23 protein-coding genes are annotated in these 23,290 nt (G+C 35.6%); 7 read left to right on the top strand and 16 right to left on the bottom strand.

The window, feature by feature from the left end:
* The first annotated feature begins 177 nt into the window (after positions 1 to 177).
* Positions 178 to 831 carry a DUF2461 domain-containing protein gene (locus QSV08_RS02820; protein WP_324026397.1) on the top strand — a complete coding sequence of 218 codons (654 nt, stop codon included), beginning with the start codon at positions 178 to 180 and terminating at the stop codon, positions 829 to 831.
* A gap of 475 nt (positions 832 to 1,306) precedes the next feature.
* Here QSV08_RS02820 and QSV08_RS02825 read toward each other — a convergent pair whose 3' ends face one another.
* Positions 1,307 to 2,887, bottom strand: coding sequence for a M81 family metallopeptidase (locus QSV08_RS02825; RefSeq protein WP_324026399.1), 1,581 nt, complete (start codon positions 2,885 to 2,887; stop codon positions 1,307 to 1,309).
* Positions 2,888 to 3,067: 180 nt separating this feature from the next.
* Between QSV08_RS02825 and nudK the strand changes: the two genes are divergently transcribed.
* On the top strand, positions 3,068 to 3,649 hold the full coding sequence (gene nudK, locus QSV08_RS02830; RefSeq protein WP_324026400.1) for a GDP-mannose pyrophosphatase NudK: 582 nt from the start codon (positions 3,068 to 3,070) through the stop codon (positions 3,647 to 3,649).
* A 24-nt stretch (positions 3,650 to 3,673) separates the two neighbouring features.
* Positions 3,674 to 4,174: a peptide-methionine (S)-S-oxide reductase gene (locus QSV08_RS02835; RefSeq protein WP_324026402.1), complete on the top strand. Its 501-nt coding sequence runs from the start codon at positions 3,674 to 3,676 to the stop codon at positions 4,172 to 4,174.
* On the opposite strand, the gene QSV08_RS02840 is transcribed toward QSV08_RS02835, so the two are convergent.
* Positions 4,175 to 5,443, bottom strand: a complete 1,269-nt coding sequence (locus QSV08_RS02840) for a D-alanyl-D-alanine carboxypeptidase/D-alanyl-D-alanine-endopeptidase (RefSeq protein WP_324026404.1) — start codon at positions 5,441 to 5,443, stop codon at positions 4,175 to 4,177.
* A 144-nt stretch (positions 5,444 to 5,587) separates the two neighbouring features.
* Here QSV08_RS02840 and QSV08_RS02845 point away from each other — a divergent pair, with 144 nt between their 5' ends.
* Both QSV08_RS02845 and QSV08_RS02850 read left to right on the top strand, forming a co-directional pair.
* Positions 5,588 to 5,785 carry a hypothetical protein gene (locus tag QSV08_RS02845; RefSeq protein ID WP_036155302.1) on the top strand — a complete coding sequence of 66 codons (198 nt, stop codon included), beginning with the start codon at positions 5,588 to 5,590 and terminating at the stop codon, positions 5,783 to 5,785.
* A 75-nt stretch (positions 5,786 to 5,860) separates the two neighbouring features.
* Positions 5,861 to 6,280 carry a hypothetical protein gene (locus QSV08_RS02850; protein ID WP_324026406.1) on the top strand — a complete coding sequence of 140 codons (420 nt, stop codon included), beginning with the start codon at positions 5,861 to 5,863 and terminating at the stop codon, positions 6,278 to 6,280.
* A 5-nt stretch (positions 6,281 to 6,285) separates the two neighbouring features.
* Here the strand turns inward: QSV08_RS02850 and QSV08_RS02855 are convergent, their stop codons facing one another.
* The 5 genes from QSV08_RS02855 to QSV08_RS02875 all read right to left on the bottom strand — a co-directional run bounded on the left by QSV08_RS02855 (position 6,286) and on the right by QSV08_RS02875 (position 9,684).
* Positions 6,286 to 7,221: a LysR substrate-binding domain-containing protein gene (locus tag QSV08_RS02855; protein ID WP_324026408.1), complete on the bottom strand. Its 936-nt coding sequence runs from the start codon at positions 7,219 to 7,221 to the stop codon at positions 6,286 to 6,288.
* An 81-nt stretch (positions 7,222 to 7,302) separates the two neighbouring features.
* Positions 7,303 to 7,722 carry a DUF2141 domain-containing protein gene (locus QSV08_RS02860; protein WP_324026410.1) on the bottom strand — a complete coding sequence of 140 codons (420 nt, stop codon included), beginning with the start codon at positions 7,720 to 7,722 and terminating at the stop codon, positions 7,303 to 7,305.
* A gap of 156 nt (positions 7,723 to 7,878) precedes the next feature.
* On the bottom strand, positions 7,879 to 8,370 hold the full coding sequence (locus QSV08_RS02865; RefSeq protein WP_324026411.1) for a DoxX family protein: 492 nt from the start codon (positions 8,368 to 8,370) through the stop codon (positions 7,879 to 7,881).
* A gap of 107 nt (positions 8,371 to 8,477) precedes the next feature.
* Positions 8,478 to 8,972 (bottom strand): CIA30 family protein, encoded by a 495-nt coding sequence (locus tag QSV08_RS02870; RefSeq protein ID WP_324026413.1) that lies wholly within the window; start codon positions 8,970 to 8,972, stop codon positions 8,478 to 8,480.
* A 103-nt stretch (positions 8,973 to 9,075) separates the two neighbouring features.
* Entirely contained in the window at positions 9,076 to 9,684 is a 609-nt protein-coding gene (locus QSV08_RS02875; protein ID WP_324026414.1) for an FMN-binding negative transcriptional regulator, read from the bottom strand.
* A 127-nt stretch (positions 9,685 to 9,811) separates the two neighbouring features.
* Between QSV08_RS02875 and QSV08_RS02880 the strand changes: the two genes are divergently transcribed.
* Positions 9,812 to 10,645 (top strand): alpha/beta fold hydrolase, encoded by an 834-nt coding sequence (locus QSV08_RS02880; RefSeq protein ID WP_324026416.1) that lies wholly within the window; start codon positions 9,812 to 9,814, stop codon positions 10,643 to 10,645.
* Between the two features lie 85 nt (positions 10,646 to 10,730).
* Here the strand turns inward: QSV08_RS02880 and QSV08_RS02885 are convergent, their stop codons facing one another.
* A complete protein-coding gene (locus QSV08_RS02885) occupies positions 10,731 to 11,582 on the bottom strand; it encodes an endonuclease/exonuclease/phosphatase family protein (RefSeq protein ID WP_324026417.1) in 852 nt (283 codons plus the stop codon).
* On the bottom strand, positions 11,572 to 13,596 hold the full coding sequence (locus tag QSV08_RS02890; protein ID WP_324026419.1) for a S9 family peptidase: 2,025 nt from the start codon (positions 13,594 to 13,596) through the stop codon (positions 11,572 to 11,574). Before QSV08_RS02890 ends, QSV08_RS02885 begins: the two co-directional genes overlap by 11 nt.
* Positions 13,597 to 13,888: 292 nt before the next feature.
* Here QSV08_RS02890 and QSV08_RS02895 point away from each other — a divergent pair, with 292 nt between their 5' ends.
* Entirely contained in the window at positions 13,889 to 14,872 is a 984-nt protein-coding gene (locus tag QSV08_RS02895; RefSeq protein ID WP_324026421.1) for an SDR family oxidoreductase, read from the top strand.
* Between the two features lie 872 nt (positions 14,873 to 15,744).
* Here the strand turns inward: QSV08_RS02895 and QSV08_RS02900 are convergent.
* From QSV08_RS02900 to QSV08_RS02930, 7 genes are all read right to left on the bottom strand, one after another.
* The gene (locus tag QSV08_RS02900) at positions 15,745 to 16,437 is read right to left on the bottom strand and encodes a peptidase E (protein WP_324026423.1); all 693 of its coding nucleotides are present in this window, start codon (positions 16,435 to 16,437) and stop codon (positions 15,745 to 15,747) included.
* Positions 16,438 to 16,474: 37 nt separating this feature from the next.
* Entirely contained in the window at positions 16,475 to 17,770 is a 1,296-nt protein-coding gene (locus tag QSV08_RS02905; RefSeq protein ID WP_324026425.1) for a DEAD/DEAH box helicase, read from the bottom strand.
* A gap of 642 nt (positions 17,771 to 18,412) precedes the next feature.
* Entirely contained in the window at positions 18,413 to 19,963 is a 1,551-nt protein-coding gene (locus QSV08_RS02910) for an NAD(P)/FAD-dependent oxidoreductase (RefSeq protein ID WP_324026427.1), read from the bottom strand.
* Between the two features lie 70 nt (positions 19,964 to 20,033).
* Complete coding sequence (locus QSV08_RS02915; protein ID WP_324026428.1) at positions 20,034 to 20,645, bottom strand: alpha-ketoglutarate-dependent dioxygenase AlkB family protein; 612 nt, start codon at positions 20,643 to 20,645, stop codon at positions 20,034 to 20,036.
* Positions 20,646 to 20,780: 135 nt separating this feature from the next.
* The gene (locus QSV08_RS02920) at positions 20,781 to 21,260 is read right to left on the bottom strand and encodes a hypothetical protein (protein WP_324026430.1); all 480 of its coding nucleotides are present in this window, start codon (positions 21,258 to 21,260) and stop codon (positions 20,781 to 20,783) included.
* Between the two features lie 108 nt (positions 21,261 to 21,368).
* Positions 21,369 to 21,743, bottom strand: coding sequence for a hypothetical protein (locus QSV08_RS02925; RefSeq protein ID WP_324026432.1), 375 nt, complete (start codon positions 21,741 to 21,743; stop codon positions 21,369 to 21,371).
* Between the two features lies 1 nt (position 21,744).
* Positions 21,745 to 23,217, bottom strand: a complete 1,473-nt coding sequence (locus tag QSV08_RS02930) for a potassium/proton antiporter (protein ID WP_324026434.1) — start codon at positions 23,215 to 23,217, stop codon at positions 21,745 to 21,747.
* Between the last annotated feature and the right edge of the window lie 73 nt (positions 23,218 to 23,290).

The raw sequence follows: 23,290 nt of genomic DNA on the forward strand, positions 1-23,290 counted from the left end.
AGCCAAAAGCCAAAAGCCAAAAGCCAAAAGCCAAAAGCCAAAAGCCAAAAGCCAAAAGCCAAAAGCCAGTTACAGAAAGTACAAAGTATTAAGTACGAAGTACAAAGTATGTTTTAACTTGAACTTGACTTTTGAACTTGAGTTTTTTTTCAACAACCAACAACCAACAACGAATACATGAGTTTCAAAAACCAGATAGAATTTCTTAAAGAATTGCAGAAAAACAATGCTAAGGAATGGATGGATGCTAATCGTAAATGGTACAAACAAGTACGCGATGAATATATCGATTGGCTTAGTGGTATGAATACTAGATTATCTGATATAGATAACGAATACTACGATACTCCAGGTAAAAAGGGAATAAATCGTATTAATAATAATCTGATGTTTCATCCCAACAAACCGGTTTACAAAGACCATTTCGGAGCAGGATTTGACAAGAAACCAAAGACGGCAGATTTCTATTTTGAGTTGGGAATTGAACGTTGCGTTTTCGCAGGCGGATTATGGAGACCTGAGTCAAAAGTATTACGAAGTGTTCGTGATGCTATTGATTACGACGGTGAGGACTTTGTCAAAATATTGAATAAGAAGTCCTTTAAAACTCGCTTTGGTGGACTCTTTGAAGATGCGAAACTAACAAACGCACCTAAAGGCTTTGCAAAAGACCATAAATATATAGAATTGCTCAAAAACAAAACATTTGCAGTTTTTCATGAGTTTGACACTAAGGAAACTAACAAGGGTAATTTTGACGATGAGTTAGTTAATGCTTACAAAGAAATGCTTCCTTTTAGACGTTATTTGAATAGGGCGATTACAGTTTAATACTAATTTTAATAGAAAATATCCATTGCAATTAATTTAGCCATTACCAAAACCAATCAAATAAATAGTTAATAATAAATAATACAGGTAATAATAATATTCCAATTAACAATTTATTTTCAAGATTCAAAATGCGGGAGGTTACTATTCCTTTTCTATAAAGCAAGTAATATATTATTAAACTCATAATTATTGAAACGAGCATAATATATTTGAATGAATCTGTATCGTTCATTAAAACAAAATTGAAATAAGGCATAACGTGATAATAAATATCTAAGCTGATTTTCTTTCTATCCTAGTTTCAATAGCCCATAACGTCATATTTTTTGAATGATTTTCAAAATTTATATTTTACAAAAAACTTCCTATCAAAAGAATTATTACAAGTAGCGTAGCTATTCCAATACTAAATATAAAAAGGTAACCTATAATTTTCCACCATTTTTTACTAGACATATTGAACAAACATAAGTTATTTATCAAAGTTAATTTTATCTGCAGCAGGTATCCACCTTGCTTTTAAATCTGGCTGAGTCATCAAACTATCTAAAGGAAACATAGGTCTTTTTATCCTTTTATATCCTAAACGACTAAGGTCTTGATCCACTCCGCCAGGAGTAAGTGCCATAGTCCAATCGCCACGCATGTTGTATAATTCAGGAACTAAATAACCGATTTTTACTACAACAACATCAGCGTTTTTTGGGTCTAATCCTAAATTAGTAAAATCACTTAAGTGGTGGTAAGGCTTCCGTTTTTTGGTAACGATGACATCAATATTTCCAACCTTAACGACTACTTCAATTTCTGCATTGGTATCACCTTCTTTGATGGCAGTGATAGTTCCATCTAACAAAAGTGGTCCGGCAAATCTATGATCTACTGCTGCACCAGCATCCGCCTTAATTTTTCCACCAACACCTATTTCCATTGCTTTTTCAACAAATTCTGGTCCTGGTATAGACGCGTAAATCAATGACTTTCCATTTTTAGATTTAAATTCTGATCTGGCCAATAGCTCTTTCAAAGTCCAAGTTACATCACCTGAACCACCAGCAGTTGGGTTATCGCCCATATCACTGATCATGTAGGGTTTCTTATCACTTGCTAATGCGAGTTTTAAGCTTTCATTTAATGTCGTTGTAGGTGCTACAAATTCAAATTCATTACGAACATCCCAAAAGTTTTGAGCCAGTTTCTCGGCACCTTCAGCTACTTTTTCTTTATCATCACCGGTAACCATAACAACTGCATGGTTACGTGGCTCATCTGCCCAAGCATAACCGATCCAAATAGCGGCATCAATTACGCCGTCTTGGTCGGCAACTGTGGGTACTTCTGCATAAAGACTTTTACCAGGTTCGATACGGGTACTTGTTTTCTCACCAGGTAAAAGTATTGGTACAGGAACCCACGCTTTAAAAGCAGGTTTCCCTTTGCCACTTTCTAGTCTATCTATTAAATTGGTTACCGCTCTCTTTTTAGATTCTATTGCATCTTCATGTGGCGCCATACGATAGCAAGTAATTAGATCGGTATGCTGAGCAAGTCGTTCAGATACATTACCGTGCAAATCCATCGAAGTAGAAATTAATACATCATCACCAATTACTTCTCGAATACGAGCTATTAAATCACCTTCGGGATCATCTAAGCCAACAACACTCATTGCCCCGTGAATGTCAAAGAAGAGTCCGTCATAAGGCATATTTTCTTTAAGAATATCCAAACTTTTAGTAACCAGAGATTCGTAAGCTTCGCGAGTTACTGTACCTCCAGGTAAAGATTTGCCAACTAACGTAGGTACCCATTCAGCTCTATTTCTGTTTAAAGAATCTACTTGTAGAAACGGGTATCTCGAAAATACAGAATCTCCTACTTTTGCGTGAAAAGCTTCTTCTGTAGAAAGGGCAGGTGAGAAGGTGCTACTTTCAATACCTAAACCGGCAATAGCAATTTTTGGTAGTTTTTTATTTTCTTTTGATGACTTATCGTCTTTACAAGAGGTTGTAAATATTAAAAGTAAAATGGCGTAGATGTAGCGTTGTTTCAAGGTAGTCGAAGTTTATGTTTGCATTGAAAAGATAAATAAAAAGAGTTTTAAATAGCAAGAGTTTTTGCTGGATAACCGTTTTCAGGCTATTAAGGTGATCGTATGGAACATGTAATCAATTTATTTACGATTTTCATTGCACTAGTTTATCTTTATAAACGAATTTAAAATTCAATTGAATTGAAAAACGGAAGCATAAAAGACGTAGAAAAAAAACTACTTTCTGATAATTGGTATACGCTAAATAAATATACGTTCAGCTATCAACGACCTGATGGCACTTGGGAAAAACAAGAACGTGAAGCTTATGATAGAGGTAATGGAGCAGCTATTTTATTGTATAACTCTAAAAAGCGGACTGTTGTGCTTACCAGGCAATTTCGAATGCCGACCTATGTAAATGGTAATGAAGACGGAATGATGATTGAAGTTTGTGCAGGACTTCTAGATGGTGATAACCCTGCAGATTGTGTTCGTAAAGAAACTGAAGAAGAAACAGGTTATAAAATTAGTAACGTACAAAAGGTATTTCAAACCTACATGTCGCCTGGTTCGGTGACCGAGATAGTGTATCTTTTTGTGGGGGAGTATGATGAAAGTATGAAAGTCAGTGATGGCGGTGGTGCAGACGATGAAACCGAAAATATAGAGGTGTTGGAGTTAGATTTTAATGACGCTATGAAGATGGTGGCTAGCGGAGAAATTAAAGATGCAAAAACCATTATGCTGCTACAGCATGCAAAGTTGAATTCGTTAGTTTAAAGCTTGGTAACCGACTCTTTTACTATGGATAAAATCTCTAAAGTCGGATTCGGTGGTGGTTGTCATTGGTGTACCGAAGCTGTGTTTATGGCACTTAACGGTGTAGAGAAAGTAGAACAAGGCTTTATTGCTCCAAAAGAAAATACAGCAGATTTTTCTGAGGCTGTAATTGTCCATTATAATGCTGAGGTTATAGCGTTGAAAGATTTGGTAGCTATTCATTTAGATACGCATAGAAGTACCGAAAATCATTCTATGCGAAATAAGTATCGTTCGGGCATTTATTTTTTTAAACAGGATGATGAGCTTTTATTAAAGGGGATTATGACTGATTTACAGCAAGATTTTGAGATTCCTTTAATTACGGCAATTATTCCATTTGGCACATTTAAATCATCTGAAGAACGTTTCCATAACTACTATTTTAATGATACCGGGAAGCCTTTTTGTAGAACACATATTTCACCTAAAATTAAGTTATTGAAAGAGAAATATGCCAAACATGTGTCACCTCAAGTTCAATAGTTAATAGGTGTCTCTAAGCGTTTGAAGCATTTGTTCAAGTCTATTTCGTTCTTCTGATGTAGATTGTTTAAAGTGATTGTTCATAAAACTGAAAATCAACACTTTTCCTGAGTTTGCAACCAAGTATCCGCTAAGGCAGTAGTTATTACTTAGGCTTCCAGATTTAGCAAATACATAAGGTTTCTCATCTCCGGCAAACCTATTTTTTAAAGTACCCGATAATCCCCCGGCAGGGAAAATAGAAAATAAACGTTCTTGAGGCACCAATGAATATAGTTGGTCTAAAACCGAGACCATGTTTTGCGGTGTAAACAAATTGTATCGAGAGAGTCCTGATCCATCGACCCATCGAGGTTCTTGCTTTAAATTTTTCAGTTCGTTTTCTAAAATATAATCTCTCGTTAGTTTCCCATTTAAAGTATCAGAGAGGACTCCCGATGCTACGAGTAAAAGCTGTTCGGCAATAAAATTATCGCTTTCGTGCATCATACGCACATAAAGCGAATCGGCATTACTACCGTACAAGGTTTGTTTTTCACCCGAAGGCATTGTCGAAGCAGTACCAACTTTTTTGGAAAGTAAATTTTCTAAAACAAACCTAGTAGTCTGGTCACTTGTGATAAACGGAGTTTCTAACGTATCTTTTTTTGTTGGCGGATAATAGAACCTATTCGAAGTTTCATTTCTATTGTTCTTATGGGTCAATTCTAAAACGCTATCCTTGAAATAAGGAGGAGAAACGATAAGCTCGGGATTCTTATAAGTTATCACCACATTACCATTTAAAGGCAATACACTTTTCTCTGCAGAATAATACCATTGGTAATCGTCCCAAGCCCAACCTGGTCCGTATTTTTTATCTTGAAAGTTATTTGATACAAAAACTAGATTACTTTGATTCTGAAGAAATTTTAAAGCTGTTGAGTCTTTTATATAAGGATGCAAAAATGAAGGGTCACCAGTTCCTTCAAAATATAAGGTATCATTTGCTTCAATATATTTTAAAGCTGGTATTTGAGCTGGCAGGGTTTTAAGTGCTGCTAAAAGTGTAAAAATTTTGGTGTTACTAGCAGGTATAAAATATTTATGACTGTTACTGGTATATATGGTGTCTTTCGATTCAACATCGATAACCAAAACCCCCGTGAACTGATTTTTATAAAACGCTGATGATAACTGTTTGTCAAAGGATTTTGAAACCAAAGACTTCTTTGAACTACAGGCAGATAGTAGCAAAAAAGTAACTGCTAAAAAGAGAAAATTCTTCATGAATTCGAAATTACAAAATTGCATACTTACGAATGCGATAAAAATTTAACATGTAAGTAATTACTTTAACTTTTTGTATACAATATTACAACGGCATTTCTGTTTACCTTTATACAACAACAAATCTATTAATCTAACAACAACATGTCTAAGTCTATGCTAGAGTATAGTAAAACAGTACTTAAAAAGGTTAGTTTTGATACCTTACTATTTTGTAAAGAGTTGAAGAAAGCCTTAACGACGTTACTACCCGAAGAGGTGGAAGAGTTAAAAGTCTGGTTAGAAAGTTTTATAACCGATAAACCAGAATTACATCAAAGTTTAGTTTATTTAAAAGCATAATAGAGAGCCACGTAAAGTGGCTCTTTTTTTTTACGCAACCTATAACTTTATTTACATCTTACATTAAAAGACACGATGGCTATTAAATTTACGGTTGCGATATTTTTGTTATTCTTAATGCAATGTCAAAATGACGACATGCCTTTTGATGACACACCTATTGACGATACTAGTTTGGTAGGTGAGTGGTTGTTGACAGAATCATATGTGAGTCCCGGTGGTGCAACAGAGTGGAAAGATGTTGAAGAAGGCTATCGCTATTTCTTCGATGAATTTGGTAGTTATGAAAGAACCGATTTCAATAGAGGTCTATTAGATTCAGGTGATTATAAAATTACAGACAAAGAGCTTTACCTATACTTTATAACTGAAGGCGAAAAAGATACTTTGGGGTATAGCGCCGATTTTAATGAAAATAAAACAAGATTAACAATATCACCATCGTACCCAGCTATATGCATAGAGGGTTGTATGTACCGATTTAAAAAACAATAGGTATTTTACTTATGTAGCGGACTTATAATTTTTACATCTTGAAAAGCGATTGCACCACGAACAATACCTGTAATAACATCTCTTAAAGCCTCAGTAATCTGTACTTTTAGTTCTTTTTTGTGGTAGATAAGACTTACTTCACGTGCAGGTGAAGGTTCTTTAAAGTACTTCAAGTTTTTCTTTTTTACTTCGTCAAGTTCTAAAGTATTTAAATAAGGTAAAAGTGTCATGCCTAAACCTTCGTTAGAAAGATTTATAAGAGTTTCAAAACTTCCGCTTTGTAGGCTAAAATGTTCTCCGCTAATTTTCGGGGCTTTACAAAGATTCAAAACACCTTCTCTAAAACAGTGTCCGTCTTGTAGCAGTAATATATCTCCAATATCTAAATCATCGGGCGTAATCTGTGTACTATTTCCAAGACGATGATCTTTAGGGACATAGCCTACAAACGGTTCATAATACAAAGGTCTTTCGGTTATAAAATCAACCTCTAAAGGTGTTGCGGCTATAGCAGCGTCGATGTGACCGTCTTCAATATTCTTGATTAAACTCTCTGTATTTTGCTCTTTAATTATCAGATTTACCTTCGGATATTTCTGTATAAAATTCTTCAGGAACATCGGTAATAAAGTAGGCATTATGGTGGGGATGATCCCCAATACATAATCCCCACCTATAAATCCTTTTTCTTGCTCTACGATATCTTTAATACGTGCCGCCTCATTTACAATATTCTTTGCTTGTGCCACAATTTTTTTACCGACTTCGGTAATGGTAATTGGTTTTTTACTGCGATCAAAAAGAAGTATATCTAATTCATCTTCAAGCTTTTGAACTTGCATGCTTAAAGTCGGTTGCGTTACAAAACTCTTCTCGGCAGCGAGTGTAAAATTTTTGTATTCAGCAACAGCAAGTACGTATTGTAATTGGGTAATGGTCATGTATATAGTATAAGGCTATAAAATTACTAAAAACGATTATTATAACCTATTGACAATGCTTGTTCAGAAGTTAATTGTACATTAAAATCTAAGGGTTAATTGCATATCTTCTTTTTCGACAGTGAATTTTGCGTCGCTAAATGTCGGTGGACCCATTGGCATAGAATTACCACTCATCGCATAATCTTCTTTTGGCATACCGTTAGCTTCAAAATCCATCGAATTATTATCATTAGCATCATGCAGAACAGAAAATGCGTAATCACCAGGTTGTATGTTTTCAAAGGTTAATATTAACTCGCCAGCTTCCGCTTTATCATGGCTGGTTTCAAGTCCTTCAGCTTTCATAAAAGTGGCTTCGTTGTGTAATGCACTTAATACGTGCCCTTCATCATTCAGTACATTTTCAATAACAACAGTTAGTGTAATGCCTTCTTTTTCTTGAGCGTTCATAGTAATTGTCAGTGCGAATGCAGTAATAGTAAATAGTAATTTTTTCATTTTATAAGGTTTTAAAGATTAATTGATACTTCAAAGATGCCTTATGAATATGCTTTTTGAAAAAGGAACTAACTCAATTGTAGAATTGTATTACTGAATTGTAATAGATCAATGATAGTGCAGTAAAGTAAATAGTTTAAAAGGAGTACAGGTGTGTTATCTTCTTTTGGTGATGAAATAATCGAGACCGAATTTCCCTGATCCGAATCCCATGAAGAAGAGACCTAAACAGAAAAAAGTAAATGTGGGCATAATACTCCACGAATTATCCCAAGGTCTAAATACTATGGTAGTAAACATAGTTACGGTAACAAAGAAGGCTGTTATTCTAGTATTTAATCCTAAAATCAATAAAATGCCACCTAGCGCTTCTGTAAACCCTGCAGACCAGGCAAAGAATTCGGGCATATAAGAAAATGGTATACCGAATTGTTTAACCAGATAAACAAACCAGTCAGATACCTCTAAAAATCCGAGTCCTGTAGATTTTGGAGTCCAAGGCGTTCCAAATTTATTAACGGCAAAAACAAAAGCAAGTAAGTATCCGGTAATTACTCTAGGTATTAGTACTAGAATATTTGGCATCAATGCATCTATCCTAAAAGGAATGATCAACTTTTTTAAAGGAAGTAGTTGTTGATAGTACATTGTTTTGGTTTTTGGTTACCTAAACTTAAATAAAATAGAAGTTTCCAAAAATGACAAATATCAATGTTTAGATTTTTGAAGTTTGTTAATTTAAATGAAATTTGAAGTTATTTTAGGTAGATACTCTCAATTTCGAGGGTGAAGTCTTCTTCAACGCCATTCTTAATGATAATGGCAATTTGTGCTAGGTAATCGCCATGATAGTTGGGCAGTTTTAATTCTTCGCCTCTAAAAACAGCTTCCATTTCAGTAAACGGAATTTCTATTGTTTGCCATTCTTTACTAGACTTAAAATCATAGTTATAGGTGTGTCGTTGATGCTCGCCAGATTTACAACGGAAAGCATATTTTTTTCCGTCGCCTTTAATCCGAATTACGAAAGCCGAAAAAGCATCGACAGGTATACGTTCGACATCATGTCTTACAAGGCAGAATCCACCATTGTTTTCTAAAGAAACATGTCCACTGAAAACACCATTACCTTGCATATTTATTTGCATAAGTCCCATTGACAGACCACCCATAACATCATCGTTGACAATATGCCATTGTTTAATATTTGACTTTTTATTGAATTCAAAAATTGATTTTAATTCGCTCATAATTGCAAGTATTTATAACGTAAACTTGTGCGATTAAAATTAGTAGTAAAGCAGGTAAAATAAACACTCTAAGCCTATTTATTTTAGCTGATATGAGAAACCACTATGTCATTCGTTTTTTCATTTCAACTGCAACCGCTTTTTCAGGAGCGCCTTGTTTTTCAAGTTCAGATATAATTTTAGGGTGATCATGACTTCTACCTTGCGAAAGTTTGTTTACTGCTTGTATATCATTCACTAAAATTTCAAATCCTATAATACCATTTACTTGACTCATGGTTTTTTTAGACATTTCATTCAATGAAATAGGGTGTTCGGATCTTTGCTCGTATTTATCTACAAGTGCATATAAAGAGGTCAGTAACTCTTCTGAAGTTTGAATTTTTACAGTACCATAAACATGAACGGCAACATAGTTCCAAGTAGGTACTTCTTCATGTTGATACCATGATGATGAAATATAGCTATGCGGTCCATTAAAAATACAGAGCACGTCATCGCCATCAACCAGATTTTTACTTTGCAAATTCGCTTTGGCAATATGACCGACCAAGATATCTTTATCGTCTGAATTCTTTGAAAGTTCTAGTGGAATATGCGTACCCCAAGGTTTACCTTCAATAGTATTAATTAGTATACCGAAACTATTATTTTTTAAAAATTTATGAATCTCTTCAATGTCATTATTTTTATAGTGCTCAGGTATAAACATATGGTCTGGTTTTCTATGTAAATATAACCGTTTTGTATAAATAGTTTTAGAACCAATTTTTTAATGGTTCGTGTTACATAATTAAGGAGATACTAATTATATTGTATGTGAATTTTAAAACAAGAATATGCCCTTTATAACAAATACAAAAGCAAAAGAACAAGTAGATATATTTTACGAAGATTACGGAAGCGGACAACCGGTGATTTTAATTCATGGATGGCCATTAAGTCGTAAATCTTGGGAACAACAAGTATGGAAAATAGTTGAAGAAGGCTATCGTTGTATTTCGTACGACCGTAGAGGATTTGGTACATCATCTTCGCCATGGGATTCGTATGATTATTCTGCTCTAGCGAGTGATTTAAATACAATCATAGAAGAGCTTGATTTAAAAGATGCCGTTATCGTTGGTTTTTCAATGGGTGGAGGAGAAGTAGTTCGTTATTTAACAGATTACGGTTCTAGCAGAATCGCCAAAGCAGCTTTGATTAGTTCCATAATTCCATTAGTAAAACAAAAACCAGATAACCCCGCGGGAGTACCAGAAGAAGCATTAGACGGAATTATTGATGCTTTGCAAAAAGATAGGGTTGGCTTCTTGAAAGAGTTCAGTAAAGGATTCTACAATTTTGAAGAAAATAAAGGAAAAAGAATAAGTCAGGCGCAATTAGATTACGATTTTACTATCGCTTCATTTGCATCGCCTAGAGCAACTATACAAACGGCTTTATCTTGGATGCATACTGATTTTAGACCAGAGCTAAAGAATGTTACCGTACCAACGTTAATCGTACACGGCGATGCTGATGCAACCGTACCAATAGAAACTTCGGCAAAACAAGCACATGAAGGTATTAAGTATAGTACTTATGAAGTAATTAAAGGAGCTCCACACGGACTCAATGTTACTCACCCCGATGAGTTGAATGAAATATTGATTTCTTTTTTGAAGAAGTAATTAGAAGTTATAACGAATTAAAAAATCCCGATTGTATCGAACAATCGGGATTTTTTTTATGACTTTATTGAAAACAAACAAGTTTCTATTTTTCAATAACCAATCGTGCTAATACCGGCAAATGATCAGAGATGTGTTTGTTATTTTCCATCCTATTATCAATATGCATGTATTCTAAAACTTTAAAATTCTCTACAAAAATATAATCGATGCGTTCGTTTAAAACTTTAGAATGGTCAAATCCACTAAACGTTCCTGTTGGTCCGTAAAACTTTTTTTGAGTATTTGCTAAACCATCCGATAGGGCATTTTGCAAATATTGAATAGGTCCTTCATCGGGACTCAAATTCAAGTCGCCCATTAAAACTACAGGAAGTTTATTCTCATTTATTTCATGGATTTTGGAAACTATCAATTCAGCAGATTTTTCACGTGCAACAGTACCAATATGGTCAAAGTGGGTATTGAAAACCAAAAAGTGTATTCCTGTTTTCAAATCTTCGAATAATCCATAGGTGCAAATACGTTCCATAGCAGCATCCCAACCCACAGATATTTTATCGGGAGTTTCAGACAGCCAAAAGGTTTCACTCTGTAAAAGCTTAAACTTTTTAGTGTTATACAAAATAGGGGAGTATTCGCCCTTTTTCTTTCCGTCATCACGCCCAACTCCGATATATGAATAATCGGTAAGTTTTTCATCTAAATAGCTCAACTGATGATGCAAAACTTCTTGCATACCAATAGCACCAGGGTTATAATGGTTAAGTAAATCTACCATTGCAACTTTACGGTCGTTCCAATTATTTACAGTGTCGTTTACATTATCATACTTTATATTGTATGTCAGTATATCTATCTCTTGACCATACATAGTGGACATCGAAACAAATAATCCCAATATAAATGCTAGCGACTTCAAGCGATTATTCTGCATCTTTATACTTTTCGAACCAAGCTAATACACTTGCAATTTTAGCTATTAAATTACTAGGTCTGTTGGCAATACCGTGTCCTGCACCAGGTATACGTACCATAGCCGTTTCTACACCTTCTAATTTTAAGGCGGTATAAAACTGCTCAGATTCTGCAATTGGTGTTCTATAATCTTCTTCACCAGTAAGCAACATGGTTGGCGTAGTTACATTGGCAACGTACATTAACGGTGAGCGTCTAAAATAATTTTCTGGATCTTCCCAAGGTTTTTTACCGAACCAGTATTTAGAGAAAAATGCAGCACCATCAGCATAAAGAACAAAGCTTGTCCAGTTTATAACTGGTTTGGCAACTACGGCAGCTTTAAATCGGTCTGTTTTTCCTACTATCCAAGCAGTTAGTACTCCGCCGCCACTACCACCGGTCACGAAAAGATTATCGGTATCCACATATCCTTTCTCAATAACAGCATCAACACCGCTCATTAAATCATCATAATCATGGTTAGGATAGTCATGGTGAATCAAATTACCAAATTCCGCTCCGTAACTCGTACTTCCTCTTGGGTTGCTGTACAAAACCACATAACCAGCAGCGGCGTAAGCTTGAATTTCTGCACTATACACAGAACCATAGCTGGTAAATGGTCCCCCATGAATTTCAAGAATAAATGGGTATTTTTTGTTCGGGTCAAAGTTTGGCGGAGTTACTACCCAACCTTGTATTTTTTGTTGGTCAAAAGAAGACTCCCACCAAATCTCTTCGGTCTTGCCTATTTCTCTAAAAGAATATAAATCATCATTAACAAAAGTCAATCGTTTAGAACCTTTTTTATCGCCAACCCCTAAATCAGAAGGGTGCTCTGTATTCCCTAAAGTATAGGCGAATTTTGAATTCGTAGAAACCGTAAAATCACCGGCATTGTATGGTCTACCTAATGACAACCCGCCAAGACCTTCAACAAGAGTAGTTACTTTTCCATCCAACGTAATATGTCCTATTTTGGTGGCACCTTCCGTATCATATTGAAAATAAAGTCCCTTACCATCATTAGCCCATTGCGCATTGGCAATGTCCCTATCAAAACTGCCAGAAAGTAATTTTGAGTTGCTGCCATCGGTATTCATTACATAAAGGTTCGTAATCTGGTATCCTTGCAATTTGTCATCATTACCGGTGTAGGCAATCATTTTACCATCAGGGGAAACTTTAGGAGAACCATCAGGACCATATCTAGATGTTAATGGAGAAACTTTAGCAGTGGCAATCTCCAAGGCATAAACTTCGCTATTTGCAGGTTCAAATGCCTCATCAGGATTAAAGTTTGCCGAGAAATATAAAGTTCTGTCATTTTTTGCCCAAACAGGTGCACCGTGGTCAAATTTTGTTGTCGTTAATTGTTTTGGAGTTCCGCCATCAATAGACAATTTAAAAATTTGACTGTGACCGCCTTTTATATAACCTTGACCGTCACCTCTGTAATTTAATTTATCAATATATGTCGGTGGAGTATTCCATTTTGCGCCTTCAGGCTTTGCAGGTAGTTTTACTATAGATTCTTCAGCTTCTGGTACAAACATAGTAAATGCCAAATAACGATCGTCATTAGACCAGCTAACAGCGCCTGGTGCTTTTGGTGTATTTGTTAGTGGAGCAATTTCTTTGGTATCCATCCACATCACATAAAGCTTCATCTTTTCATCCGTTTGGTTCGATTTATAGATGATTTTTTTACCGTCATGAGACCAACGTGGGTAATAATCGTTTTGGTTGCCGGTAGTTAATGGTCTGTTTTGCGAACCATCGTAATTAACCATCCAAAGGTTCGATAAATTTCTGTCCGTCATTATGTCCTTAAAATTTCGAACATAGATGATTTTACTACCATCTGGCGATATCTGAGGGTCAGATACATATTCCATATTAAAAATATCGGTCAGCTCAAGATTAGAAGAAACCTGTGCAGTTGCAGATACTGTAAACAATAAGAGAAACAGTGTTTTAATAATTTTCATAGTGTTGAATTTGGTTTGAAATGATGCTATGAAGATAACAATTATGCATAAAAAATGAACGGCTTAAATAGAGAAATGAACAAGTATTAACATTCGACTTTTTATTGCTTTTTGTATTTTCACAGTATAGAAGATTAAGACTTCATGCATTAAACGAATTCTGTATTTTTAGTATGGAATATTATTGACATGTTTGGCTTTTAGAATCTGTTTAAAAACGTATTATAATTTTATACAGCTATGTAAAGTAAATAGTTTTAATCAATTGATATTCAGTAAACAAAATATAAGAATGAAAGTATTATTTATAGGAGGAACAGGAAATATTAGTACGCCAAGTAGTAGATTGGCGGTAGCTAAAGGAATGGATTTATATGTATTGAATAGGGGGAAAGCTAAAGTTGAGATTGAAGGAGCGCATTCCATTATCGGAGACATTAATAAACCAGAGGAACTTACAGAACTTAAAAAGCATGAGTGGGATGTTGTCGTTAACTGGATTGCTTTCACTCCCGATGATATTGAGCGCGATATTGATTTGTTCAGAGGTAAGACCAAACAATATATTTTTATTAGCTCGGCATCATGTTACCAGACTCCGTTGAGTTATCCGGTGATAACGGAATCTACCCCTTTGTGCAATAATCTGTGGGACTATTCTCAAGGTAAAATTGAGTGTGAAGACCGATTACAAAAAGCATATCGTGAAGAAGGATTCCCAATTACCATTGTTCGTCCGTCATTAACATATGACACGGTAATACCTATTGCCATTGGCGGATTCAATAAATATAATACCGCAAAGCGAATTTTAGATGGAAAAGAAATTATTATACATGGTGATGGAACTTCGCTATGGACAGTAACCCATTCCGATGATTTTGCAAAAGGATTTGTTGGGTTACTAGGTTTACAAACTGCAATCGGACATGCCTTTCATATTACATCCGATGAGGTGTTAACTTGGAATATGATTTATAAAATTCTAGCGGATGCATTAGGAAAAGAAGCAAAAGTAGTACACATAGCATCAGATTTTATTTGTAAAGTAGAACCATCATTCACAGGAACACTATTGGCGGATAAAGCAGAAAGCGTTTTGTTCGATAATACCAAAATTAAAACCTTCGTACCCGGCTTTAAAGCAACTATTCCTTTTTCTGAAGGAATCAAGAGAACTATTAAGTGGCTTAAAGAAAATCCGGAACATCAGAATATTGATGCTGAGACAGAAGCAAAGATTGAGAATGTGTTGAAAGTTTATAAGGGGCTGTAGAGCTTGGGTTTTAACTTTTAGAGTAATTAAGCATCCGTTTTACCCACCCCTTAATCCCCTCCCAGGAGGGGAGGATTTCGAATTATTTGTGAGACAGGGACGAATTTTGAAAGTCTATAGTTAACCTATTGATTCTAGTAATAAAGTTTAATTCGAGCACGAGCTATTCCCCTCTAGGGAGGGGATAGGGGTGGGTCTTGTAGGCAGTATTTCACAAGTAATTCGTAATGCTCCCTGGGAAAAAAACTATTAGAAACTCCCTAGTTTGATTTACCTTTTAGAATAATTCATCATTCGTATTACCCACCCCTTAATCCCCTCCCAAGAGGGGAAGATTTCGTTTTTGTTTGTGGGTTTCGACCAAATTTTGAAGTCTATAGAGACTCTGTTGATTTCCATAACAAAGTTTAATTAAAGCATGAGTTATTCCCCTCTAGGGAGGGACTAGGGGTGGGTCATGTAGGCAGTATTTCGCAAGTAATTCGTAATGCTCCCTGGGAAAAAACTATTAGAAACTCCCTAGTTTGATTTACCTTTTAGAGTAATTCATCATTCGTATTACCCACCCCTTAATCCCCTCCAAGGAGGGGAGGATTTCGTTTTTGTTTGCGAGTATGATTTACTCAGAAAGGATTATAATTTACACAATCTATTCCCCTCCAAGGAGGGGAGAATTTCGTTTTTGATTGCGAGTTTGAGTCGTATTTAAAAGTCTAAAGTTACCTTGTTGACTTTAGTAATAAAGATTAATTAAACCAAGAACTATTCCCCTCTCGGGAGGGGCTAGGGGTGGGTTTTACTTGTACTATAGTTTAATCATTGCATATAAAAATCCAACAAATAATACAGAATTAGTCCGAACCCCTAAGAATCTATGAAATTACCGTACTTGGTATCAATTCTTCCACAATTTCGCCATCTTTTAAATACACATAGTACGAATGGTTTTCTTCATTCAAAGAAACAGAAGTATGTACTTCGCCATCAATAAAATGAATAGCAGATCGGTCATCGCAGGCATAACCATTAGAAAGTTTACCAGCTTTAATATTTTCAAAATAAAGAGGTCTACGTGAAGTTTCTGAATTGTAATGCGGACAGTGGCTTTTGTCAATAAACGCCATACCGCCAACAATACTTAATTCTTTTGGTCTAGAATCTGTAGTACCACCATTAAACCAACATAAAGAACCAGCGCTACCACCGCCCATAACCACTCCGTTATCATAAGCGTTTTTAAGAGCGATATCAATACCTTGAGCTTTCCATATGGAAAGCATATTTAAGGTATTTCCACCACCAACGATAATAGCATCCATTCGAGAGATAATCTCCTCGAAAGATTCTTTTTGGTCGTATGAATTAATCCAAACAGATAGTACGTGCGGAGTAACATCTATTTGAGAGCACACCTCATAGAAAGAAGCAATATATTGTTCGTCTTCACCGCTAGCAGTAGGTATAAAACACATATTCGGCTTTTCTTTACCAGTGGCTTTAGCTATATAATTTAAGAATGGTACGGTATGGCGACCGCTGCCATAAATAACCATTTGCTTTTTCATAAGGAGATGTATTGTATAAATGAAATTCTAACAGAAGCTATTCGCTTCTGTTAGAGTCATTCCTTTTTTTAGGTTTACTGGTATTTCTATTGTTCTTTCCTCGAAAATTGTTACCACCAGGTCTATTTTTATTTCCTGATTTTCCCGGACCTCTAGGAGATCTTGCAGGCCTGTCGTCTTTTTCTTCTTCACCATCCTCATCTGTAAACTGATGTTCTGGCATACGTGGTATAGGTTGTTTAATTAGCTTTTCTATATCACGTAAATAAGCTCTTTCTTCTTTATCGCAGAAGGATATGGCAGTACCACTAGCATTTGCACGACCTGTTCTACCTATTCGGTGAACATAAGTTTCAGAAACATTAGGTAAGTCATAATTTACTACTAATGATAAATCATCAACATCAATACCTCTAGCAGCAATATCAGTGGCTACTAATACTTTAAGTTTTCCGTCTTTAAAATCACCTAATGCTTTTTGCCTTGCTGTTTGCGATTTGTTACCATGTATTGCAGCAGCTCTTATGCCTGCTTGGTCTAATTTCTTTACAATCTTATTGGCTCCGTGTTTAGTTCTAGAAAAAACAAGAACAGAATCATTTGGTTGTTTCTCAAGTAAATGAATAAGTAATTTTGGCTTATTCGCTTTACTAACAAAATATACACCTTGCTCAACTTTCTCTGCGGTGGCTTGTTCAGGTTTAATGGTAACACGTTCAAAATCACCTAGCATTTTTCGAGATAGTACAACAATATCTTTTGGCATAGTTGCCGAAAAGAATAGCGACTGTCTTTTAGGAGGTAATTTTGCAATAATTTTTTTAATATCGTGTATGAAACCCATATCCAACATTTGGTCGGCTTCATCTAAAACCACATGTTCTAAATCTCTAAAAGAAATAAAACCTTGGTTCATTAAATCTAATAAACGACCGGGAGTAGCAATTAAAATATCAACTCCGCCTCTAAGGGCATTTACTTGTTTACCTTGCTTTACGCCGCCGAAAATAACAGTGTTACGTAAGCCAGTGAATTTACCGTAAGCCGTAAAACTTTCACCAATTTGTATGGCAAGCTCACGAGTAGGTGTAACTACTAAAGCTTTAACCTTACGTTTTGATTGGCTCAAGCTAATACCCTCATACAATTGATGTAAAATAGGAATACCAAAAGCAGCTGTTTTACCAGTACCCGTTTGTGCAACACCTAATAGGTCTTTGCCTTTAAGTAGTATAGGAATAGATTGTTCTTGAATTGGAGTAGGGTGAGTATAACCTTCGGCTTCTAAGGCCTTTAGGATTGGTTCGGCTAGGCCGAGTTCTTTAAATGTCATAAAAATTTTAATAAGTTGCAAAGGTACGCTTTAATGTGGAAAAAGTAATATGGTGGTTGGTAGTTGGTTTTTAGTATTAAGTATCAGGTGGGAAGTACAAAGTACAAAGTAAGAAGTAAGAAGTAATAAGTATTAAGTATTAAGTAGGAAGTTAGAATAAAGAAAATAGAGAATAGACTTATTTAGATTAATGCTGGTTGATTGGTGAATGCTTGTGTTGAGAAGTATGAAGTATGAAGTAATAAGTATTAAGTAAGAAGTTAGAATAGAGAAAATAGAGAATAGATTTATTATGGATGGATGCTTGTTGAGAGGTTGTGGTGAGAAGTAATAAGTATTAAGTACAAAGTATAAAGCGGGAGGTACGAAGTTGAAAGTAGAAAGTAGAAAAGAGAGAATAGAGTAGAGAGGAAAGACTTTTGAAAATGAAAATTTAGCAAAGCTAAATTTTTCCAACAGCCAACAGCCAACAGCCAACAGCCAACAGCCAACAGCCAACAGCCAACAGCCAACAGCCAACAGCCAACAGCCAACAGCCAACAGCCAACAGCCAACAGCCAACAGCCAACAGCCAACAGCCAACAGCCAACAGCCAACAACCAACAACCAAGTTGAGCTTGAACTTGATTCTTGCATTTGAACTTACAACCCCGCCATAGCAGCTTCGGCACATCGTTCTCCGTCCATAGCGGCAGAAACGATACCACCAGCATAACCACCACCTTCACCACATGGAAAAAGACCTTTAATTACTGGGTGTTCTAATTTTTCATTTCTTGGTATACTAACGGGAGAAGAGGTTCTAGATTCTACACCGACAATATTTGCTTCTGCAGTATAATACCCATGCATTTTATCACCGAAAGCTTTAAAACCTTGGCGCAGTCTACCACCAATAAGTTTTGGTAATAGAGAGTGTAGGGGAGCGGAGTTTAATCCCGGTTGATATGAAGTGGGGTTGAGGTCTACAGAAAGGTTCCCATCTACGAAATCAGTTAATCTTTGTGCAGGCGCAGTTTGTGAGCGTCCGCCAGAGGTAAATGCTAAGCGTTCCAATGCCTTTTGGTATTCTAATCCTTTAAGCGCTCCGAATTTCTCGTATTTAGGAATATCCTTATCCACATTTATTTCAACCACGATTCCTGAATTGGCATACAAGTTATTTCGTTTCGACGGAGACATTCCGTTTACGACAACCTCACCAGGTGCAGTTGCAGCGGGAACTATGAATCCGCCAGGGCACATACAAAAAGAATACACACCACGTTCTTTCACCTGTTCTACCAAACTATAAGAAGCCGCAGGTAACAATTCGCTACGATCACCAGAGCAATGGTATTGAATACTATCTATAATATGTTGCGGATGCTCTACACGAACACCCATGGCAAATGACTTTGCTTCAAGTGCTATATCTTTTTTATGTAGCAAATCGAAAATATCGCGAGCTGAATGTCCCGTTGCCAAGATTACGCGTTCTACAGCCATTTCATCTTTCTCATTTAAAACAATTGCTTTTAGCGTATTATCTTTAATAACGAAATCTGTCACTTTAGTATTAAAATGAATTTCACCACCATGATGCTGAATTACTTCACGAATATTCTGAACTATTTTAGGGAGTTTGTTTGTCCCGATATGCGGATGGGCATCTACTAGAATTTGATCAGTAGCACCATGAAAAACTAAGCTTTCAAATATGCGACGCACATCACCACGTTTAAGACTTCGTGTATATAATTTCCCATCAGAATACGTACCGGCACCGCCTTCTCCAAAGCAATAGTTACTTTCGGGGTTTACTTGATGGTCTTGGTTGATGGCTTTTAAATCTCGTCTACGATCCTTTACATTATTACCTCGTTCAAGAACAATAGGTTTGTAACCCATTTCTAAACAACGTAATGCAGCCCACATACCAGCTGGTCCGAATCCTATAATGTGAATTGGTTTTGCATTCGATACATCTTTATACTTAAAGTTTAGCGCATCGCTTGGGGCAGGTTCATTAATATAAATTGCCAGTTTGTAATTAAAGAAAATTTTAGGCTTACGAGCATCTATAGACTTTCGAAGTACCTTAATTTTAAAGGTTCCATCTTCGAGTCCTAAGTACTTTGCCGCACGAATTTCTAATCCGTTAGGTGTGCCTTCTTCTTTTAATGTTAACCGCAACTGTACATTTCTGACCATGCTGCAAAATTAAAGTAAAAATTATGATGAGCACGCTAGCCAATCAAAAATGCTGAGGAGAATTGTAGTTCTATTTTTCCACAATAGTTCTAAAAGTCAAATTAATCCTTGCATTCTTGCTTTTAGTTGTAGGCGGCAAGCGATGAAGCCAATTCGTTTGCGTTTCATCTTTCATAATTAATAAGCTGCCATGTTCTAAAACCAATTCTATTTTTTCTTTAGTTTCTTTGTGTTTAAAAGCAAATTTACGTTCATCGCCAAAACTAAGAGAGGCAATGGCTCCGTTCTTTTTTAAGTCCTTTTCTCCATCACTATGCCAAGCCATACCTTCGCTACCATCATGATATAAGTTTAGCAGACATGAGTTGAATGTTTCTCCCGTTTCTTGTTCTATTTTTTGTTTTAGTTCTAGCAATTCCGCCGTCCAAGGTAACGCCTGTTTTGTAGTTTTCGAGTAGGTGTATTGAAAAGGCTTTTCACCGTACCATGCTACTTTACGTTTGGTAATAATCTTCTTTCCAAAGATGATAGCTTCATCATTCTTCCAAACAATGTTATTGAGTAGTTTGTCTAGGTAATTTTCAGCTTCCTGTTGGGTAAGTATTTTTCCGTAATAATTGACTGTTCCGCCATGCTGAAGCAAATTTTTACTGTGGTCAACCTTTATATCAAATAATTTCATTTTCTAATTCAAACTGATGTAGTATTACAAGCTAATAAAATTTTAACACTTTAAAAAACAAAAGCGAATAGCCAACCTTTTTTTATAAGATTATCTACTCGCTTTTATAATTAATGAGAACTCTGTTGATATATACTAATTGCTTTTAAGCAAGTTCTTAATCACCAGGTTCCATTTTTCTATAGACTGAAACTCTCCGCTCAATTGATAGTTTACTTCGGCATTATAGAATTCAAAAACGGTATCGGGTTCATTTGCTTTTGTCGAAAAAAGATTCAAAAGTAAACGCTCGGTTATTTTCTCTTTTCTAGCATAAGATTTGCCGATGTTGGCAATTTCAGACGCTTTGATAGTAGATAAATCGGCATATTGCTGATTTAAAACTTCTCCAGATTTTGAAACAAAGAATACGAACTTTTTCTGTGCATCAACACCTATGGCGTAGTGACCAAAAATTTCATGTTCCGTAATTTGACAATTATGTTTGTTTGCGATGTCATTTAAAGATGACATCATTTCCTTTTCTTTCGTTTTTCTGCTTTTGCTTGTTACAACAAAAGGCATTGCACAAAGTGCAACAGATGCTAAACCAATAGCGGCTATTCCTAATTCCATTTTATAATTTTTTAAATATGATATATTGATTTCTGTATGATGTTTTAAATAACATCATATCAAATAGTTACATGTGGTTATCAAAACGATAACCTTTTAAAAAATGGATTACCAGAAACTATGAAAAGGGAAGATGAGGTCAGACTTTCTATGTCTTATTAATAATGTATTCGCGTATAGTTGGTATTGCTTAAACCTTGCTACAAAACCTAATTCACTATTATTTATATGTGAATTAAAACCTGTAAATGGCAGCTTGTAATTAGGTGATGATACTTCGGCAACATCAGAAACTGAAATTTCAGATTGCTGTGCATGCGGAGATAACGTCTTTGAAGATTCTTTAAATAAAGATTGCTTATTATTACTTTGATTTATTACAACCTCGTTGGAGAACGGTAACGTATTGGCAGAACTATATATACCGAAACAATAAATCGTTAACAGCAGTAGAACTCTGAATATGTTATTCGTACTTTTCATATTATGCAATAACCGCTTGGTTGAGAATTACATTAACTTCTTTCAAACTTTCTTCATTATCTAGTAGTAGAACTAGAACATCATCAGCTTCAATAATTGTTGATCCACCTGGTCGAACAAAGGTTCCATCTCTTTTGATCATAACAATGAATGCAGCCCTTGGAAAGTGCAAATCTATTATACGTTTATCTACTGCGAAACTATTTGGCAAAATTATAACTTCTTCCATTGCAGATTTCGGTAGATTAAGAATATATCTATCATTTTCTGCAATAGGTTTCACTTCATCAGGCAAAGCAACATTCAGCCATTTTGCAAAAATAGACAGCGTAGTCCCTTGAATTAGTACTGACGATACCGATATAAAAAATACAATACTAAAAATGATATTCGCCTTGTCAATACCTGCAAGTAGGGGATAGGTGGCAAATACAATAGGTACTGCGCCACGCAAGCCCACCCAAGAGATATAGAATCTTCTGCCCATTTTCATTTTAAAGAACATTAAGCTGAGAAAAACACTTACTGGTCTTGCAACAAGAATTAAGAATACTGAAATCAGTAATCCGATACCTAAATATGGCACGATTTGAGATGGGAAAACCAGTAATCCCAACGTAAGGAACAATACAATTTGCATTAGCCAAGCCATACCGTCGAACATCTTTAAAATGGTCGATTTATGAATTAAATCTTGATTACCTAAATACACGGCACATATATAAATGGCTAAGAAACCATTACCACCTAAAGCATCGGTTGCTGAAAATGTAATGAACATTAATGCAATTACTAATACAGGATATAAACCTTCAAAACCTAGTTTGATTTTGTTAATGATTATCTCGCTCAATTTTCCAAAAGCGAATCCGCCGATACCACCTAAAATCATTTGTTTTAAAAACAGCGGGATAATAGATAGTACGCTTAGATCTTGATTTATTACAAGCGTTAAAAATGCAAGCGTTAGCACATAAGCCATCGGGTCGTTACTACCACTTTCAAGCTCTAAAGTAGGTCTAAGATTACTTTTTAGCGCCAAATTTTTAGAGCGTAAAATAGAGAATACAGCAGCAGCATCTGTTGAAGAAACAATGGAGCCCAGCAACATACTTTCATAAATGGTAAAATCGGTTACATAGTAAACAAATGTTCCCAGAGTTAACGCTGTAAGCAATACACCGAGAGTAGAAAGCATAATGCCTTCTTTCAAAATCGGTTTTACGGCTTTCCAGTTGGTATCTAATCCACCAGAAAAGAGAATAAAGTTTAAAGAAACGATGCCGATAAATTGAGCAAGTTTAGGGTCATCGAATTTGATACCTCCGATACCATCAGAACCTGCCAGCATGCCTATAGCCAAGAAAAGAATTAAAGTGGGTACACCAAATTTATACGATGTCTTACCAACTATAATACTGATAAACAGTAGAATAGAACCTACAAGAAGTATGTTTTCGATGGTAAGATTCATTGGTGGTTATTAATCTTGAATTTAACAAGGTAAAGTTAAATCATTTATCAAAAAATCAACACAAATGTTAAGG

Origin of the sequence: Maribacter sp. BPC-D8 (assembly GCF_035207705.1) — a bacterium.
Lineage (GTDB): Bacteria > Bacteroidota > Bacteroidia > Flavobacteriales > Flavobacteriaceae > Maribacter.

Bases quoted from the DNA above. Each gene is read 5' to 3' on its own strand.
- QSV08_RS02905 (WP_324026425.1), bottom strand. From the start codon at position 17,770: ATGACATTTAAAGAACTCGGCCTAGCCGAACCAATCCTAAAGGCCTTA.
- QSV08_RS02920 (WP_324026430.1), bottom strand. From the start codon at position 21,260: ATGGAATTAGGAATAGCCGCTATTGGTTTAGCATCTGTTGCACTTTGT.
- QSV08_RS02930 (WP_324026434.1), bottom strand. From the start codon at position 23,217: ATGAATCTTACCATCGAAAACATACTTCTTGTAGGTTCTATTCTACTG.
- QSV08_RS02865 (WP_324026411.1), bottom strand. From the start codon at position 8,370: ATGTACTATCAACAACTACTTCCTTTAAAAAAGTTGATCATTCCTTTT.
- QSV08_RS02860 (WP_324026410.1), bottom strand. From the start codon at position 7,722: ATGAAAAAATTACTATTTACTATTACTGCATTCGCACTGACAATTACT.
- QSV08_RS02885 (WP_324026417.1), bottom strand. From the start codon at position 11,582: ATGCAGAATAATCGCTTGAAGTCGCTAGCATTTATATTGGGATTATTT.
- QSV08_RS02915 (WP_324026428.1), bottom strand. From the start codon at position 20,645: ATGAAATTATTTGATATAAAGGTTGACCACAGTAAAAATTTGCTTCAG.
- QSV08_RS02845 (WP_036155302.1), top strand. From the start codon at position 5,588: ATGTCTAAGTCTATGCTAGAGTATAGTAAAACAGTACTTAAAAAGGTT.
- QSV08_RS02835 (WP_324026402.1), top strand. From the start codon at position 3,674: ATGGATAAAATCTCTAAAGTCGGATTCGGTGGTGGTTGTCATTGGTGT.
- QSV08_RS02840 (WP_324026404.1), bottom strand. From the start codon at position 5,443: ATGAAGAATTTTCTCTTTTTAGCAGTTACTTTTTTGCTACTATCTGCC.
- QSV08_RS02910 (WP_324026427.1), bottom strand. From the start codon at position 19,963: ATGGTCAGAAATGTACAGTTGCGGTTAACATTAAAAGAAGAAGGCACA.
- QSV08_RS02870 (WP_324026413.1), bottom strand. From the start codon at position 8,972: ATGAGCGAATTAAAATCAATTTTTGAATTCAATAAAAAGTCAAATATT.
- QSV08_RS02850 (WP_324026406.1), top strand. From the start codon at position 5,861: ATGGCTATTAAATTTACGGTTGCGATATTTTTGTTATTCTTAATGCAA.
- QSV08_RS02875 (WP_324026414.1), bottom strand. From the start codon at position 9,684: ATGTTTATACCTGAGCACTATAAAAATAATGACATTGAAGAGATTCAT.
- QSV08_RS02855 (WP_324026408.1), bottom strand. From the start codon at position 7,221: ATGACCATTACCCAATTACAATACGTACTTGCTGTTGCTGAATACAAA.
- QSV08_RS02820 (WP_324026397.1), top strand. From the start codon at position 178: ATGAGTTTCAAAAACCAGATAGAATTTCTTAAAGAATTGCAGAAAAAC.
- QSV08_RS02880 (WP_324026416.1), top strand. From the start codon at position 9,812: ATGCCCTTTATAACAAATACAAAAGCAAAAGAACAAGTAGATATATTT.
- QSV08_RS02925 (WP_324026432.1), bottom strand. From the start codon at position 21,743: ATGAAAAGTACGAATAACATATTCAGAGTTCTACTGCTGTTAACGATT.
- QSV08_RS02890 (WP_324026419.1), bottom strand. From the start codon at position 13,596: ATGAAAATTATTAAAACACTGTTTCTCTTATTGTTTACAGTATCTGCA.
- QSV08_RS02895 (WP_324026421.1), top strand. From the start codon at position 13,889: ATGAAAGTATTATTTATAGGAGGAACAGGAAATATTAGTACGCCAAGT.
- QSV08_RS02900 (WP_324026423.1), bottom strand. From the start codon at position 16,437: ATGAAAAAGCAAATGGTTATTTATGGCAGCGGTCGCCATACCGTACCA.